This window comes from Nonomuraea turkmeniaca (genome assembly GCF_005889735.1).
Classification (GTDB): domain Bacteria; phylum Actinomycetota; class Actinomycetes; order Streptosporangiales; family Streptosporangiaceae; genus Nonomuraea; species Nonomuraea turkmeniaca.
Map to the genome: position 1 here is coordinate 1 of NZ_VCKY01000234.1, position 16,891 is coordinate 16,891.

The window sequence follows — 16,891 nt, forward strand, 5'->3', positions numbered from 1 at the left end:
ACGCCGGCGGTGACCCCCGGCGCGCCCACCGCCAGCTCGCACGTCACCGGCACCCCGGCCGGGATGGCGGTCATCAGGCGGCGCAGGTTGACGGTCAGGCCGTTCATGCCGGCCGCGGCGCCCAGGAAGTCGACCCGGGTCACCATCATCGTCAGACCACGGCAGCGGGCGAACGCCTCCAGGGGGAACACGGCGAGCCGCGCGGCGTCCAGCCGCCCCGCCCAAGCCCCATCTCCCGGCGGCGGCAGGGTCCCGGTCACCCACCGCACGGGCTCCTCCCGTGCACACCAGGACGACCGGACCACCCGCTCCGGCGTCCACGTCCGCAGCGCGACCCCCGCCAGTTCGGGAACGCGCCGCAAGGCGGCGCCGTGCTCGGCCACGAACCGCCCGCACAACGTGAGCCGTTCCGGCCCCAGCGCCCCCACCAGCGCGAACGCGGCGGGAAGCTGACAGCCGTCGTCGACCACCACGTACACGCGCCGCGCCCGCGCGGCCGCCTCCCCGGCCCGCGAGAGCTCCGGCAGGATCAACCGGCACCGCCGGGCCGCGCCCACCACGTCCCGGCTGCTCCGCACGCTGCCCTCGGTCAGTTCGAGGCCGTCGATCGCGAGCCGGACAGCCGGGTCGAAGGCCAGTCCCAGCGCCGTGCCCACGGCTCTGAGGTGGGCGTCGTCGAACCCCCCGCGTTCCAGGATGGCCGCCGCCGCCCGGCCGAACAGTGCGGTGAGCGGCCCGTGGGCGAGCCGGTCGGCGGCGGTGCGCAGGCGGATGGGGTCGGCGAGGCGGGCGACCATCCGCTCGTTGAGGTCGAGCAGCTCCATCCCCGCGGGCGGCACGACCTCGGTCGTGAAGTCGGTGAGCGGGGGCACGACGAGCAGGTCCATCAGCCGCACTCCCCCGCACGCGCGGCCGGCCGCAGGTAGACGCAGCGCAACAGGGCGGCGAAGCGCTGACCGCCGTCCCGCAGCCAGCACTCCTCCGGCCCTGGCAGCGTCTCGGTCAGGGTGAGCCGTTCGGCCGTGCCCGCCAGGCGGGCCAGTTGCTCGATGAGCGCGGGCGCGCGGGTGTCGACGTAGACGGGGCTTCGCTCGGCGGAGGAGAAGGCGGCGGCGAAGAACGTGCGGGGCAGGTCGTGGCGCTCGCGCAGGCGGGCCATGGCCAGCAGCAGCTCGCGGTCGCCCCCGGCCCGGCCGAGCGCCTCGAACACCATCCTGCCGAGCCGCCACCGCCGCCGCGAGATGACGACGTTTCCCCACGTCAGCCGGGGTATCCGGGGTAGGTCGGGCAGGACGGGCGGCCGGATCTTCGGCAGGGCGAACGCGGTGTGCAGGGCGTGACCGGGCTCGCCGTTGTGGAACATCAGCGGCTCGTCGCTCCCCTTGGCACGCAGGACGGCCCGGTGGCCGTCGCACCACACGTACAGGTCGTCGAGCCCGAGGCGGCGCCGGCGCGGGTCCGCCGCCGCGCCGCCGGATTCCAGGACGGGCCCGGGGAGCTCCAGCGCGGGCAGACCGTCGGCGCGGGGTGAGATGACGTTGAGCGCGGTGAACCCGCGCAGCGCCCGCGCGACGGCGGCGTCCCGCTCGGCCGAGCTCGGGCGCGCTCCGGCGATCGCGCCATCCCGGCGGAACTGCAGCTCCCACGGTGTGAGCAGCGGCGCGGGGTGCAGCCCGCCGAGCACCAGCGGGGTCACGCCCGGCTCGTACGCCTCCAGTGACGGCGCGGCCACCATGACGTCGGCCGCGCACAACACGGGCGCGGCCGGCGGGACGGGCTCCCCGAACACCCCGGCGAGGTCCAGGGCGCCGGCGTCCGGGTCCGCGTCGCGGACGAGGCCGGCGATCCGGTCGCCGTGCCGGATCTCCAGGTTCCCCGCCGCCGGCAGCACCTCGGCCAGCTCGAACGTGCCCGCGCCGAGCCGCCCGGCGAGCAGCCGGTTGGTGCGCAGCCTGGTCAGCTCGGCCTCCTCGGCGAGCGGGCCGAGCGCCGCGGGCACACGTTCGCGCAGGTCGGCGGCGAGCGGGTCGCCGACGGTGACGTGCAGGGTGCCGGCCGCGGCCTCGTACACGACGACCCGCTCGTCGCGCCCGGCCCGCTGGCCGCCGCCGGCGAGAGTCTCGATCCTGCTCTGCACGGCCAGTTTCACGTCGGGCGAGGCGGCGGGGTAGCGCTCGAGCAGGTCGGCGATCTCCCTGACGCGCCGCACCAGGGGCAGGTCGGCCCCGGCGGCGGGCCGCGGGCGGGCGAATGCCCGCCGCCGCTGCGCGGGCACGCCGCGCGCGGCCACGAGCCCCGGCTCCGGCACGGCGGGGGCCTCCTCGCCGGGCAGCCGGTCGCGGAGCCAGCCGAGCGGGTCGGGGATGGTGGCGGGCGGGCACAGGTCGTGGGTGAGCAGCCCGCGGCGTACCGCCACGGCGAGCGCCGCCGAGGCCCGTTCCAGCCCCGTGCCGGTGTCGGCGGCGATCTCGGCGAGCGTGCGGCGGCCGTCGCAGTGCCCGGCGAAGGTGGCGCCGTCGTGCCCGGTGTCCGTCTCCGTCCGCCGGGCACGACGGCGCCGTGGCACGAGCCCGGCGACGAGCGCGGGGTCGGCCAGGATGCGCTGCTGGAGCGCCTCGCCGACGCGGGCGGCGGGGTAGGCGATCCGCCGGGCGCATTCGCGGTGCCCGGCCCAGGTGTAGCCGCTGTCGCGGCCGGGCTCGATGCGGGCGAAGTCGATCGGCGCGTAGAAGCCGGTCTGCGCGCACCGGGTGGCCAGCCGCTGCAGGTGCGGGGCGAGCCGCCGCGCGGCCTCGGCCGGGCTCCGCCGCAGCTCGCGGTAGGCGGCGGGGGCCGAGCAGACCAGGGCGTCGAGGAATCGTTCGTCGGAGGCGATCGCGGCGGTGGCCGTCCTGGCCCGGGCCGCGTCGGCGGCGACCACGTCGGCAAGGGCGAGACGTGCCTCCTCCAGCAGGCCCGTCACCCGGTTCCAGTCCGCCAGCCAGTCAGGGGGGCCGGGCGTGCCGGGCGGCAGGGGCCGCAGCCGGCGCAGGCGGCCGCGGATCGCACGCGGCGGCCGCCCGCTCGCCTGCGGGCGGGCGAGCAGGTCGAGTGCCTCCCGCTCCAGCCGTACGACCGCCGCCGCCGTCTCCGCCGCCCGTGGGTAGGCCAGCGACAGGACGAGCTCCCAGGGGAATCCGGAGCTGCGGACGACCACGGCAGGCAACAGCGTCCACTCGTCGGCCATGTACGCGCCTCTCTTTCTCCGCGGCGAATTCAAAAAGCACGCCCAAGCCAGATGCTTACAAGATCACTTTTCTCTGTCAATGCATTCTGGCATGAGAAAAAAATGAGAGTGGTGACCGAACGCAAATGCAACTCGCGGAGAATTGCCCGCCAACAACGGCAAATGCCTCCATATAGGACACAGGCTGTTTACTTTCCGTAGCCGCCCGCCTATCCTGCCTGTACAACGAGTGATAGGCGAAGGAGAGCACATCCGGGCGGGAGACCGGGAATTCCAACCCGAAGAATGGCAGAAGATTTTCACCGGCGGATAAATCGCGGGTGCCGCCCCGTCGCATGTTCGAGCCTGTTCCGGCGACCGTGCCGATTATCTCCCCATGGCCGTTGTCGTTTTTCCCGGTCCTTCCACCGGGCGACCCCGGCCGAGCCGCCGCACACTGCCGTGAACCGGTCACTCCATCGGCGCGTACCTACACACATCGGACACGTGTTCCATGGAGGGTGTCGTGGAGCTTAGCCTCTTGCGTACACAGGCGCACAGCCCGTCGTACTTCTCACTGATGCGTGGCTCGTCCGGAGAGCGCGCACCGGTGGATTTCTGCATACCGTGCAACCCGTACTTCCCGACGCCGGAGGTCTTCGAGCACCTCGGGAGGAATCTGGAGACGATACTGAAGTTCTATCCGAGCGACGCGGGCACGATCACCGAGGAGCTGTGCTCCACGCTCGGCCTCCATCCCAAGACGGTCGCCATGGGCAACGGGTCGACCGAGCTGATCACCTGGATCGACCACCTGCTGGTGCGGGAGAGCCTGGCCATCCCGATCCCCACCTTCGGCCGCTGGACCGACCAGCCGCTGGAGACGGGCAAACGGGTGGACATGTATCCGCTGCTGGAGAGCCGGAACTTCGCCCTGGACGTGCACGACTACGTGTCGTTCATCCGCATGCGCGGCTCTCGCGTCGCGGTGATCTGCAACCCGAACAACCCGGACGGGGGTTACCTGCCCAGGCACGAGGTCGTGCGGCTCATGGACGAGCTCATCGACCTCGACCTGGTGATCGTGGACGAGTCCTTCGGCGACTTCGTGGACGCCGAGCCGTACCCGGGCGTGGCGGCGGAGGCCGCGGTGCGCCCGAACGTGATCGTGCTGCGCAGCCTGGGCAAGAACTTCGGCCTGCACGGCATCCGCTTCGGCTACATGGTCGCCAACCCGGCGCTGGCCGGCCGGGTGCGCGACGCGCTGCCGAAGTGGAACCTCAACTCGTTCGCCGAGGTCATCGTCTTCATGATGAAGCAGTTCATCCCCGAGTACCAGGAGAGCCTCAAGCGGCTGGCCGGCGACAGGCGGGCGATGTTCCAGCAGCTCAGCACGATGCCGGGGCTGTCGGTGTTCGCGTCGCAGGGCAACTTCCTGCTGGTGAAGCTGCCGCCGGGGCACGACGGGGTGCCGCTGCGCGACCATCTGCTGTCCGAGCACGGCGTGTACGTCCGCGAGTGCGGCAACAAGCTGGGCACCACCAGCCAGTTCCTGCGGCTGGTGGTGCGGCCGCAGGAGGACGTGCGGCGGCTGCTCATCGGGATGACGCAGTTTCTGTACTCGGGCAGCCTGCACGAGATCCCCGTGATCGGCCTGCACCACCGGCACGCCAACCCGCTGTCCGCCTGAATGCGGCTACCGCCCGTGCGGGGGGACCCGCGCCTAGCCCTTGTGCGGCCGGTACGACCGGGGCAGCTTGAAGCCGCGCTCGGCCATCACGCCGCGCAGCCGGTCGGGGTAGTCGGTGATGATGCCGTCCACGCCGTCGTCCATGAGCTTGTTCATGGTCGGCTCGTCGTCGATGGTCCACGGGATCACCTTCAGGCCGAGCGCGTGGGCCTGGTCGACCATGTCCTTGGTGACGTACGGGACGTAGTTCGGGTCGGTCACCTTGCCGTTCTGCGGGAACCCGTGCACCGGCGAGAACGCGTCCGCCCCGAACGACTTGACCGCCTTGAGCGGATCGCCGCCGAAGTCGTCGATGTCGATGCCGCCCAGCCACGGCGAGGCGCCCGGCTGCCCGGTCTGCAGGAAGTCGCGGTTGGTGAGCGCGACCAGCGGCAGCCGCGGCTCCACCTGTCGCATCCGCATGAGCGCGCCCCAGTCGAAGCTCTGGATCGTGACCTGCCGCAGCAGCCCGGCGCGCCGGATCTCGCGCGCCGCCACCTGGACGAACTGCTCGCGCGGCGCGGTCTCGCTCGGCGCGCCGGCCTCGACCTTGGTCTCGACGTTCAGCGTGACGCCGCGTGCCCGGTACCGGTTGACCAGGTCGAACACCTCGCGCAGGGTGGCCATCGGCGCCCCCGGCACGGCCCGCTGCCCGGGGAACTCCGCCAGCGTCAGAGACCCGCAGTCCATGGTCCTGACCTGCTGCAGGGTCAGCGTGTTGAGGTACTTGCCGACGTAGGGGAACTCGGGGTCACCGGGCGCGGCGGGCGCCGTGTCGCGGCACTTCCTGTTGCTGATCCTCCGGTCGTGGGTGACCACCGCCTCGCCGTCCTCGGTGATCTGCACATCCAGCTCCAGCGTGCTGACACCGAGCTCCAGCGCGTTGGCGAAACCCGGCAGCGAGCTCTCCACCACGAGCCCGAGCCCGCCCCGGTGCGCCTGCAGGTCGAACCGCTTGTCCGGGTCGGCCGCCGCTACGCCGGGCGCGGTCAGGATCGCCGCGCCCACGGTCGTCGCGGCCACAACCGCATGCCATCTCTTCATGTGCCTCTTCATGTCGCCACAACATGGGGCATACGGGGGACGGCGGGGCGTACGCGAGCGGAACGACGCCTGCGGATCAGCTGAACGGACAGACGCCGAATCCTGTTGTTGAGCCCCGCACGACGGCCAGGGTCGTCCGCTAAACTCCTGCACCTTCGCAGGGCAAAGGGTTGGGAGCGTTCTCTGTGAGCGTGGAGATCAAGATCCTGGGGCCGTGGGAGGTCGCGGCAGACGGTGCCGTTCTGAACCTTGCGGGAACGCGGCGGGTGGGCGTGCTGGCCCGGCTGGCGCTGAACGTCGGACAGGTGGTCACCACCGAGCGGATCGTAGCCGATGTGTGGGGCGACAGCTCGACGTCCACCGCGGGCAAGCAGCTCCACATCGTGGTCTCCAAGCTGCGGGAGGCGCTGGCGGACGAGGTCATCGCCACGGTGCCCGGCGGGTACCGGCTCGATCTGCCGCCAGAAAGTGTGGACGCGCACCGGTTCTCCCTGCTGGTCCGGCAAGCGCGCGCCACTCGAGACGGAACCACCGCGATCGGGCTCTACGAGCGGGCGCTGGCGCTATGGCGCGGAGCGGCGCTGGAGGGCAGGAGCCAGGCGTGGGCGCAGATCGAGGCGGCGCGGCTCGAGGAGGAACGGCTCGTCTCGTTGGAGGACTTCATCGACCTGCGCATGGCCGCCGGTGACCATCATGCCGTGGTGGGCGAGCTGACGGCGCACATCGAAGCGCACCCCTTGCGGGAACGCCCGCGGGCGCAGTTGATGCTGGCGCTGTACCGTGCCGCCCGGCCCGCCGAGGCGCTGGCGGTGTACCAGGAGACCCGCCGCGTCATGGTGGACGAGCTGGGTATCGAGCCAGGCGTCACGTTGCGTCGCCTGCAGCGTGCGGTGCTGGCTGGGGATCCCATTCTCGACCTGGCCACCGGTCACGACGTTGCCTCCGCCCCGTGTGAGGTCCCCGCCAAGCTCCCGGCCGACACGCCCGCCTTCACCGCCCGGTCCGCCGAGTTCGGCTGGCTGGACAAGGCGCTCGCCGTCACCCCGCCCGGCTTACCAGCCGTGGCCGCGATCAACGGACCCGGCGGGATCGGCAAGTCCGCGCTGGCCATCCGCGCCGCGCACGCCGCGTCCGGCCGCTTCCCCGACGGCGTCCTGTACGTCGACCTGCGCGGCGCCTCCCCCGGGCTGCAGCCGATGACGCCGATCGACGCGCTCGGCCAGCTACTGCGCGCCCTCGGCCTGGACGGCACCGCCATACCGTCCGAGGTGGAGGAGGCCGCCGCCCGTTACCGGTCGCTGGCCGCCACGCGCCGCCTGCTGATCGTGCTCGACAATGCCCTGGACGCCCGCCAGGTCCGCCCCCTCCTCCCCGCCGGACCCACCTGCGCGGTCATCGTCACCAGCAGGCAAGCCCTCGTCTCCCTCGATGGTGCCGAGCATCTCCAGCTCACCGAGCTCGACCGCCACGACGCCACCACCTTGCTGGCCCGCATCGCCGGCCCGGCGCGCGTCCAACGCGAGCCCGGAGCCGCGGACCAGATCGTCCGGCTGTGCGGCGGCCTCCCGCTCGCGATTCGCGTGGCCGCCGCCCGCCTGGCCGCCCGCCCCGACTGGACCCTCGCCTACCTCGCGGAACGGCTCACCGACGCCTCCGGCCGCCTCGACACCCTCCAGCACGCCGATCTCGAAGTACGCGCTGCCATCGCCGTCAGCCATCACCACCTGCGCGAGGAACCCAGCGGCCATGACGCCGCCCATCTGTTCACCCTGCTCGGCCTTCTGGAGATTCCTACCTATACGCCGGAGGTTGCGGCGGCCCTCGCCGACTGGTCGGAGCAGCACGCCGCGGCGGCGCTTGACCATCTTCTCGACGCCCGCCTCCTCGAACCTGCCGGTCTCGACCGGTACCGGATGCACGACCTCGTCCGCCTTTACGCCCACGAGCTGGCAGTGCAGGACCTTCCCGAGGCCGACCGGGCCACCGCCGTCCGCCAGGTGCTCCACCACTACCTCGCCACCACCAGGACGGCCGGCGTCCTGATCGACCCCCGCGTCGGCGTGCTCCTGGAGGGCTTGCCCATCGACCGGCCCGGCCGCCGGCTCCAGAGTCCAGAAGAAGCGAACGCGTGGATCGCGGCCGAGAAGGATAATCTCCTCTCCGCCGCGCGCCAGGCCGCCGGCAATCCCGCGGACCCGCTCACCGCCATCAGCCTGGGCCTCGGCATCTTCCGTCCCTTCTACAACGGCGGCTGGTGGAGTGAGCTGGAGGGCGTCATCGACCGCGCCATCGCGATCGCCGCCGACCACGGCGATCCGGCCAACCTGGCCCGGACCCACGGTGTCCTCGGCATTCTCTACGTACGCCGGGAGCGGCCCGAGGCGGCGATCCGACAGTTCGAACTGGCCCTCGGGTACTGGGACGCCGTGCGGCAAACCGCCCGGAAGACGCCGGTCTATGTCAATCTGGGAAACGCGTATCAGCGGATGAAGTGCTTCGACAAGGCGCTCACCGCTTACGAGGAAGGGCAAGCCCTCGCCATCGAGTACGGGCAGCAGGACCTGCATGCGATCTTCCTGATGAACCGCGGTCAGGTCTACAGCGAGCTGGGACGATGGTCCGAGGCAATCCCGCCGACCCAGGAGGCGCTGGGCCTGATGTCGGCGGAGATCAGGCCGTATGCCACGGGGCAGATCGTCAGCTGCCTGGGAGACGCGTACCTCGGAGCAGGCCGGCTGTCGGAGGCTGCATCGTCCTACCGGGAGGCCATCACGCTCCTGCGGAGGAGCGGCCACGTCGTCGGGGAATCCTCCGCGATCTGGCAGCTGGGGCAGACCCACCGCAAGCTGGGCAACGACGACGAGGCGTGGGAGTGCTGGCGGGAATCGGTGAGCATGCTGGTGCGCGCCGGCCTCATGACAGCGCAGGAGGCTGAGGCGCTTCTCTCCCAGGATCCGACGGGCAAACCCGCCCCGCTTTGACGCGCAGCAGTCCCACCGCGTTCTTCGCGTTATTTCACGGTACGTTCCCCACGTGGCCCGCGGACCTCCGTGCGAACCGCGCGGTAGGGGGTAGGCTGTCCCAGCTATTCCCTTACGGCATAAACAGTCAGCCGACGATGGAAGGGTTCCGTGGTCTCCAACCCCCGGGCGAGCAGCGTCCTGCACCACGATTACACGGCCGCCGACAGTCACGACCTCATCCAGGTCCGCGGCGCCAGGGAGAACAATCTCAAGGGCGTCTCCCTGGACATCCCCAAGCGGCGCCTCAGCGTCTTCACCGGAGTGTCCGGCTCCGGCAAGTCCTCTCTCGTCTTCGACACGATCGCCGCGGAGTCGCGGCGGCTGATCGACGAGACGTACACCGCGTTCGTCCAGTCGTTCATGCCGAGCCTGTCCCGCCCCGACGTGGACGCGCTGCACAACCTCAGTGCGGCGATCATCGTCGATCAGGAGCGGATGGGCGCCAATCCCCGCTCCACCGTGGGCACCGCCACCGACGCCCACACCATGCTGCGGATCTTGTTCAGCCGCATCGGCGAGCCTTATGTCGGCCCGGCCTACCATTTCAGCTTCAACAAGGCCGAGGGCATGTGCCCGCAGTGCGAGGGCCTGGGCAAGGCGTCCGAGATCGACGTGGACGCGCTGGTCGACCCGGACCTGTCACTGAAGGAAGGCGCGATCAAGGTCCCCGGGTTCCCGGTGGACAGCTGGCAGTGGCAGGTCATGGCCGGCTCCGGCCTGTACGACCCCGACGTCAAGCTGAAGGACTTCACCCCCGAACAGTGGGAGGACTTCCTTCACAAGCCGCCCACCAAGCTCAAGTACGGCACCAACAACTTCACCTACGAGGGCCTGGCCAGCAAGGTCAGGCGGACGTACCTCGGCAAGGACCGGGAGTCGATGCTGCCGTCGGCGCGGGCGTTCGCCGACCGGGCGCTCAAGCTCACCGTCTGCCCGTCCTGCGACGGCTCGCGGCTCAACGAGGCCGCCCGCTCGGCCACGATCAACGGCAAGAGCATCACCGAGTGCGCGGCGATGCAGATCAACGACCTGGCCGGCTTCGTCCGCGACGTCAGCGATCCGTCGGTCGGCCCGGTGCTGGAGGGGCTGCTGTCGACGCTGGACTCCCTGGTGGAGATCGGTCTCGGCTACCTGAGCCTGGACCGGGAGTCCGGCACGCTGTCGGGCGGCGAGGCGCAGCGGGTGAAGATGGTGCGGCACCTCAACTCGAGCCTCACCGACGTCACGTACGTCTTCGACGAGCCCACGGCCGGGCTGCACCCGCATGACATCCAGCGGATGAACAACCTGCTGCTCCAGCTGCGCGACAAGGGCAACACGGTGCTCGTGGTCGAGCACAAGCCGGAGACGATCGCGATCGCCGACCACGTGGCCGACCTCGGCCCCGGCGCCGGCACCGCCGGCGGGCAGTTGTGCTACGCGGGCGACCTGGACGGGCTGCGCGCCTCCGGCACGCTGACCGGCCGCTACCTCGACCACCGGGTACGCCTGCGCGAGGACGTCCGCAAGCCGGCCGGGCACCTGTCCATCGAGGGCGCGACCCTGCACAATCTGCGGGACGTGAGCGTGGACATCCCGCTCGGCGTGCTCACCGTGATCACCGGCGTGGCCGGGTCGGGCAAGAGCTCGCTGATCCACGGGTACGTCGCGGGCCGCGAGGGTGTGGTCGTGGCCGACCAATCGCCGATCCGCGGCTCACGCCGGAGCAACCCGGCCACCTACACGGGGCTGCTCGACCCGATCCGGGCGGCGTTCGCCAAGGCCAACGGGGTCAAGCCGGGCCTGTTCAGCGCCAACTCCGAGGGCGCCTGCCCCACCTGCAAGGGCATCGGCCTGATCTACACCGACCTGGCGATGATGGCCGGGGTGGCGTCGGTGTGCGAGAAGTGCGAGGGCAAGCGGTTCACGCCCGAGGTGCTGACGTACACGCTGCGCGGCAAGAACATCAGCGAGGTGCTGGCCATGTCGGTGGCCGAGGCCCGCGAGTTCTTCACCACCGGGCAGTCCAAGACGATCCTGGAGCGGCTGGGCGCCGTCGGCCTCGGCTATCTGGGGCTCGGGCAGCCGCTGAACACCCTGTCCGGCGGCGAGCGGCAGCGGCTCAAGCTGGCGATCAACATGGCCAGGAACGGGACGACGTACGTGCTGGACGAGCCGACCACCGGCCTGCACCTGGCCGACGTGGACCAGCTGCTGGCCCTGCTGGACCGGCTGGTGGAGGACGGCAACACGGTCATCGTGATCGAGCACCACCAGGCCGTGATGGCGCACGCCGACTGGATCATCGACCTGGGTCCGGGGGCCGGTCACGACGGCGGCCAGGTGGTCTTCGCCGGTCCGCCGGCCGAGCTGGTCGAAACCGGTACCACGCTCACCGCGATCCACCTGCGCGACTACGTGGGACGCGGGTAATCAGACGGCGAGGCGGGCCAGGACCTGGGCGAACTCCGGAGGGGGCGCGACCACGAGCCTGGTCTGCCCTCGCTGGACGACGATGTCGGCCTTGATGAGCGTCAACCGGCTCTCGTGCCACCAGTAGACCTGCTGGCTGAGCCCGTCCGTGCACAGCGCGTGCACCCGCAGCCGCTCGATCGCCCGCACCACGCCGATGCCGTCCACGGGATGAACGAGCAGCGTGTACGGGTCGGGAAGGACGGCCAGCACGCCGTCGGCGGGCACCTGCAGGTAGTCGCCCAGCCAGCGCAGATGCGTGGCGGCGGAAGGCGTGCGTGCGGTCAGCCGGCTCACCGGCGTGCCCGACAGCTCGATGCCCTCCACGAACAGCCGCTCGTCCCTGCGGACGTTCGCGACGGCCAGGTCGAGCGCGTGCGCCGTCGGCACGGGCCAGCACCCGGCCTCCTCGGGACGTATCGGGCGCGAGCCCACGGTGAGCAGCTCCACCAGGTCGGCGCTGAGGTGGCGGCCGACCACCCTGGTCAGGTCGGCCAGCTCGTCCACCGGCTCCACGCGGGTGCGCAGCAGCGGCCCGGCCTGCTCCAGGTCGCACACGTCGACCTGCTCGCCGGCGGTGGCCACGGCGTGCGCGAGGTGCTCGGAGACCAGCACGGGCCAGTCCTCCCTGGCCCGGCGCCCGGCCTCGCGCCGCAGCCCTCTGAGCCGGACGACCAGCGTCATGTCGCCCGTGAGTGTCACTGTGGCGCCGTCGCGAGCGAATGCGCAGGTGTATCCGCGGGACTCGGCGACGAGCGCGAGCAGCGAGTCGAGGTCGACGTCCTCGACCGAGCGGCGAACGGGCTCGCGGCGGGCTCCGTCACGCTTGAAAAAGCTCACGCGCCGTGTCCCTTTCTGTCGGATTCGTCCCTCCTACCTTGCCTGCTCCCTATCCCTGAACGTGTCAGCTAGGGAGCACGATTCGGTATCGATAACCCCAAGTCTCCCCAGCCACATGCTCATCTGGGGTGACCCGTGTCCCACCGGAAGCCCCGCCAGAACGGGCACTCCTAGCCGCCCCAGACGGTCGTGGAGAACGGGGTACGGGTCGCCGCAGTCCACCCACGACCCGAGCGCGATCCCCCGCACCCCGTCGAACGCCCCGGCCTGCAGAAGCTGGGTGAGCATGCGGTCGATCCGGTACGGCTCCTCCCCCACGTCCTCCAGGAACGCGATCCTGCCGGCGAACGACGGCTGCCACGGGGTGCCGCACATGGACGCCAGCAGCGACAGGTTGCCACCCGACATCACGCCCTCGGCCCGGCCCGGCGCCAGCACCCGATCGCCCCGCACGGGCTCGGGGTCGCCGAAGAGGGCGGCCTGCAGGCTCTGCCAGGTGCGCGGCTCAGGACCCCGCTCGCCCCCGAGGAGGTCGCAGGCCGACATCGGGCCGTGCAGCGTGGGCACGCCCAGCTCGATGGCGAACGCGTTGTGCAGCGCCGTGATGTCGCTCGACCCGAGGAGCACCTTGGGCCCGGCCGCTCGCATGGCGTCCCAGTCGAGCAGGTCGAGCAGCCGGCCGGCGCCGTATCCGCCGCGGCAGCAGAACACCGCGGAGACGGCCGGGTCGCACCAGGCGCCCTGCAGGTCGGCGGCCCTGGCGGCGTCGTCGCCCGCCAGGTAGTCGAGCTCCTGCCGGTCGAGCGCGTGCGCGCCCACCACCACCTTCAGCCCGAGGCCCTCCAGGCGCTCGACGCCGCGTTTGAGCAGGACGGCGTCGGGCGGCCCCGACGGCGAGACGATCGCGACGGTGTCACCTTGCTGCATCGATCAACTCCTGGACGAGTACGGGCAGTGCCTGGCCGATCGGCTCGTTGATCACCTGATCGGCGAAGGGGTCGTAAGGCGTGGGCTGGGCGTTGACGATCACCAGCCGGGCGCCGGCGTCCAGCGCCTCCCCGCACAGGCCCGCGGCCGGGTGCACGGTCAGCGACGTGCCGACCGCCACGAACACCTGGCAGGAGCGGGCGGCGTCGAGGGCCGCGCCCAGCACCTCGGGCTTGAGCGACTGGCCGAACGAGATCGTGTTCGCCTTCTGGATGCCGCCGCAACGGGGGCACGGCGGGTCGTCCTCGCCCGCCGCCACCCGCGCCAGCACCTCCGGCATCGGTGTGATCAGGTCGCAGGACAGGCACTCGGCGCGGTGCATGGTGCCGTGCAGCTCGATGACCTTCTCCGGTGCGGAGCCGGCGCGCTGGTGCAGCTCGTCGATGTTCTGCGTGATCAGAGCCCGCAGCAGGCCCGCGTGCTCCAGGTCGACCAGCGCCCGGTGCGCCGCGTTCGGCCGGGCCGTCCACGCCGGATGCCCGACCCTGGCCAGCCAGGACCGGCGCCGCACTTCGGGGTCGGCCAGGTAGCGGTCGATGGTCGCGTTGGCCTCGGCCTGCGGGTCCTTGGTCCACACGCCCTGCGGGCCCCGGAAGTCGGGAATGCCGGAGTCGGTGGAGATGCCGGCACCCGTAAGGACCGACACCGACAATGGCTCGTTCACCTGGCAAACGGTGTCACACTTGACCTCCGTATGCGACTTCCGCCCCACATCCTCGTGGTCAACGGCATCAAGGTCCGCCGGCCGGTCTTCCTGCTCGGAGCGCCGCATTCCGGCACGGATCTGATGGCGCGCGCCCTGAAACGCTCGCCGGGCTTCCACGTGACGATGGGCCGCGCGAGCGTGGCGCACGTGGTGCACGCCTTCGCCCGCAAACCGTCCATCGGCCGCACGTCCGGCGCCGTGCGCGTCATGCGCGACGCGCTCGCCGAGTCGTGGCAGGTGCTGCCCGGCTCCTGCGGGCAGTGCGCCGAGCCGTGCAGGGAGGCGGGCGGCGTCACGGGCGCCGGGCCGTGCGTGGTCACCGGGGACGTCACCAGGTTCGGTGACGGCAGCCCTGACCTGATCTACAGCGCACCGGTGCTGCTGCGGGCGTTCCCCGACGCCCGGTTCGTACAGCTCATCAGGGACGGCAGGGACGTGGCGGCGGACATGATGGCCGATCCGGCGTGCCTGGCGTGGTTCCGGCCGGCGATGCTGACCGAGCAGACGGAGTTCCCGAACGCGTTCCTGGGCGTCAACAAGGACGAGCACCTCGACCGGTGGAAGGCCATGCCGGCGGCCGGCAAATGCGCCCTGCGCTGGCGCAGCGCCGTTCGCCTGAGCGCCGAGCTGCGCAGGACGCTGCCCGCGGAGCAACTGCTGACGATCCGCTACGAGGACCTGGTGCTCGAACCGGGGCATGCGGTGACCACGCTGACGGAGTTCCTGGAGACGCGGGTGCCCAAGGTCGCCCTCTACACCCGCGCGCCGAAGGTCGGCTCCTGGCGCACCCGCCTCCGGCCGGACGACCTGGAGCTGGTGGAGAAGGTGGGGCGCGAGGAGCTCAAGCGGCTGGGCTACCCGAAGAGCTGAACTGGGTGCGGTAGAGCTCGGCGTACAGGCCGCCGCGGTCGAGCAACTCCTCGTGACGTCCGCGCTCGGCGACGCGCCCCTCGTGCACGACGAGGATCTCGTCGGCCTCCCTGATCGTCGACAGCCGGTGCGCGATGACCAGCGACGTACGGCCCTCCAGGGCTGTCTTCAGCGCCTTCTGCACCGCCGCCTCCGACTCGGAGTCCAGGTGCGCGGTGGCCTCGTCGAGCACGACCACGCGCGGCGCCTTCAGCAGCAGCCTGGCCAGCGCGAGCCGCTGCTTCTCCCCGCCCGACAGCCGGTAGCCGCGGTCACCGACCACCGTCTCCAACCGGTCGGGCAGGCTCTCGACGAGGTCACCGATCTGCGCGGCCCTGAGAGCCTCCCAGATCTCTTCGTCACCCGCCTCCGGCCTGGCGTATCGGAGGTTGGCCCCGATCGTGTCGTGGTAGAGGTGAGCGTCCTGCATGACCACGCCCACGGTGTCGCGCAGCGAGGTCAGCGTGGCGTCGCGCACGTCGAGGCCGTTGATCCGGACGGCGCCCTCGTTGACGTCGTACAGGCGGGACACCAGCGAGGTGATCGTGGTCTTGCCCGCGCCGGAGTGGCCGACCAGGGCGATCAGCTGCCCAGGGCGGGCGGTGAACGACACGCCCTTCAGCACCGGGTGCGACGGGCCCGTGTCCTGCCTGGCCACCGACTCCAGGGAGGCCAGCGAGACCTCCTCGGCGGCCGGGTAGCGGAACCGCACGTCGTCGAACTCGATCGTCACGGGGCCGTCCGGCACCGGCACGGCATCCGGTTTCTCCGCCACCATGGGCCGGAGGTCGAGGATCTCGAAGACGCGGTCGAAGCTGACGAGCGCGGTCATCACGTCGACGTGCACGTTCGACAGCGACGTGAGAGGGCCGTACAGGCGCATCAGCAACGCGGCCAGGGCCACCAGGGTGCCCAGCTCGAACACGCCGGAGACGGACAGGACGCCGCCGATGCCGTACACCAGAGCGGTGGCCAGCGCCGCCACGAGGCCGAGCGCGACCCTGAACACGGTGCCGTACATGCCGACCGTCACACCGACGTCGCGCACCCTGGCGGCGCGGCTGCTGAACATGTACGCGTCGTCCTCGGGGCGGCCGTACAGTTTGGCGACCATGGCGCCGGCCACGTTGAACCGCTCGGTCGTGACCGAGCTCATCTCGGCGTCCAGCTGCATCTGCTCGCGGGTCAGCGCCGACATGCGGCGGCCGACGAACTTGGCGGGCACGATGAAGATCGGCAGCAGCACCAGCGCGACCAGTGTCACCTGCCACGACAGCACCAGCATGGCGCCCAGCACCAGGACCAGGCTGACCACGTTGGAGACCACCGACGACAGCGTGCTCGTGATGGCGCGCTGGGCGCCGATCACGTCGGTGTTGAGCCTGCTCACCAGCGCACCCGTCTGCGCCCGCATGAAGAACGCCACCGGCATGCGCTGCACGTGGTCGAACACCTCGGTGCGCAGGTCGTAGATCAGGCCCTCGCCGATGCGGGCCGAGAACCACCGCTGCACCAGCGTCAGCCCGGCGTCCACCAGCGCCAGCACGGCGATCGCCACGGCCAGCCCGACCACGACGCCGGGCTGCTTGGGCAGGATGCCGTCGTCGATGATCGCCTTCATCAGCAGCGGGTTCGCGATCACGATGACCGCGCCCGCCACGACGAGGACCAGGAACGCCGCGACCTGCCTCGTGTACGGGCGCGCGTACCGGGCGATGCGCCGGACCGTGCCGGGACGCAGCCGCTGTTTGGTCACGGAGTCGTCGCGCCGCAACGACGCCATCACATGGGGCCCGAAGCCGCCACCCATCATGGCCATGTGGGGGATCCCACCTCCTCCCCCAGCAAGAGCGCCCCGCGCCGCACGCCGATTCCCGCATATGCTCACCGCGAAACCGCCCCAGCCCGCACCCTACCCCGGTCCCGTCACCTTCCGGATCCCGGGATCTCTGCCCGCGCTTCGGCGAGCCCGCAGGGCCTGTCTCTTATAGACATCT

General features: G+C 71.2%; 11 protein-coding genes. 4 read left to right on the top strand and 7 right to left on the bottom strand.

Features of this window, described 5'->3' with window-relative positions; genetic code table 11:
- Together ETD86_RS43570 and ETD86_RS43575 are read right to left on the bottom strand one after the other, a co-directional pair.
- Window positions 1-887: hypothetical protein (locus ETD86_RS43570; RefSeq protein WP_211370683.1), on the bottom strand; the 887-nt coding region annotated here is incomplete at its 3' end.
- Window positions 887-3,226: a lantibiotic dehydratase gene (locus tag ETD86_RS43575; RefSeq protein ID WP_138672502.1), complete on the bottom strand. Its 2,340-nt coding sequence runs from the start codon at window positions 3,224-3,226 to the stop codon at window positions 887-889. The genes ETD86_RS43575 and ETD86_RS43570, both read right to left, overlap by 1 nt.
- A gap of 505 nt (window positions 3,227-3,731) precedes the next feature.
- Between ETD86_RS43575 and ETD86_RS43580 the strand changes: the two genes are divergently transcribed.
- Complete coding sequence (locus tag ETD86_RS43580) at window positions 3,732-4,895, top strand: pyridoxal phosphate-dependent aminotransferase (protein ID WP_211370684.1); 1,164 nt, start codon at window positions 3,732-3,734, stop codon at window positions 4,893-4,895.
- 33 nt (window positions 4,896-4,928) lie between these two features.
- Here the strand turns inward: ETD86_RS43580 and ETD86_RS43585 are convergent, their stop codons facing one another.
- A complete protein-coding gene (locus ETD86_RS43585; RefSeq protein ID WP_138672504.1) occupies window positions 4,929-5,978 on the bottom strand; it encodes a glycerophosphodiester phosphodiesterase family protein in 1,050 nt (349 codons plus the stop codon).
- A 185-nt stretch (window positions 5,979-6,163) separates the two neighbouring features.
- Here ETD86_RS43585 and ETD86_RS43590 point away from each other — a divergent pair, with 185 nt between their 5' ends.
- Together ETD86_RS43590 and ETD86_RS43595 are read left to right on the top strand one after the other, a co-directional pair.
- On the top strand, window positions 6,164-8,959 hold the full coding sequence (locus ETD86_RS43590) for an AfsR/SARP family transcriptional regulator (RefSeq protein ID WP_170223578.1): 2,796 nt from the start codon (window positions 6,164-6,166) through the stop codon (window positions 8,957-8,959).
- A 150-nt stretch (window positions 8,960-9,109) separates the two neighbouring features.
- Window positions 9,110-11,413 (top strand): ATP-binding cassette domain-containing protein, encoded by a 2,304-nt coding sequence (locus ETD86_RS43595; RefSeq protein WP_138672506.1) that lies wholly within the window; start codon window positions 9,110-9,112, stop codon window positions 11,411-11,413.
- Here ETD86_RS43595 and ETD86_RS43600 read toward each other — a convergent pair whose 3' ends face one another.
- Genes ETD86_RS43600 through ETD86_RS43610 form a run of 3 tightly spaced genes read right to left on the bottom strand, consistent with a single transcriptional unit; the run spans window position 11,414 to window position 13,943 of the window.
- Window positions 11,414-12,292 carry a hypothetical protein gene (locus ETD86_RS43600; protein WP_138672507.1) on the bottom strand — a complete coding sequence of 293 codons (879 nt, stop codon included), beginning with the start codon at window positions 12,290-12,292 and terminating at the stop codon, window positions 11,414-11,416. It lies immediately after the preceding gene.
- 33 nt (window positions 12,293-12,325) lie between these two features.
- Complete coding sequence (locus tag ETD86_RS43605; protein WP_138672508.1) at window positions 12,326-13,219, bottom strand: S66 peptidase family protein; 894 nt, start codon at window positions 13,217-13,219, stop codon at window positions 12,326-12,328.
- Complete coding sequence (locus ETD86_RS43610; protein ID WP_246149189.1) at window positions 13,206-13,943, bottom strand: SIR2 family NAD-dependent protein deacylase; 738 nt, start codon at window positions 13,941-13,943, stop codon at window positions 13,206-13,208. The genes ETD86_RS43605 and ETD86_RS43610 overlap by 14 nt, the downstream gene beginning before the upstream one ends.
- 30 nt (window positions 13,944-13,973) lie before the next feature.
- Here ETD86_RS43610 and ETD86_RS43615 point away from each other — a divergent pair, with 30 nt between their 5' ends.
- Window positions 13,974-14,855: a sulfotransferase family protein gene (locus ETD86_RS43615; protein ID WP_138672510.1), complete on the top strand. Its 882-nt coding sequence runs from the start codon at window positions 13,974-13,976 to the stop codon at window positions 14,853-14,855.
- On the opposite strand, the gene ETD86_RS43620 is transcribed toward ETD86_RS43615, so the two are convergent.
- Complete coding sequence (locus ETD86_RS43620) at window positions 14,827-16,713, bottom strand: ABC transporter ATP-binding protein (protein WP_138672511.1); 1,887 nt, start codon at window positions 16,711-16,713, stop codon at window positions 14,827-14,829. The two genes, ETD86_RS43615 and ETD86_RS43620, sit on opposite strands and share 29 nt — an antisense overlap.
- Window positions 16,714-16,891: the final 178 nt, after the last annotated feature.

Bases quoted from the DNA above. Each gene is read 5' to 3' on its own strand.
- ETD86_RS43575 (WP_138672502.1), bottom strand. From the start codon at position 3,226: ATGGCCGACGAGTGGACGCTGTTGCCTGCCGTGGTCGTCCGCAGCTCC.
- ETD86_RS43585 (WP_138672504.1), bottom strand. From the start codon at position 5,978: ATGAAGAGATGGCATGCGGTTGTGGCCGCGACGACCGTGGGCGCGGCG.
- ETD86_RS43605 (WP_138672508.1), bottom strand. From the start codon at position 13,219: ATGCAGCAAGGTGACACCGTCGCGATCGTCTCGCCGTCGGGGCCGCCC.
- ETD86_RS43615 (WP_138672510.1), top strand. From the start codon at position 13,974: ATGCGACTTCCGCCCCACATCCTCGTGGTCAACGGCATCAAGGTCCGC.
- ETD86_RS43620 (WP_138672511.1), bottom strand. From the start codon at position 16,713: ATGGCCATGATGGGTGGCGGCTTCGGGCCCCATGTGATGGCGTCGTTG.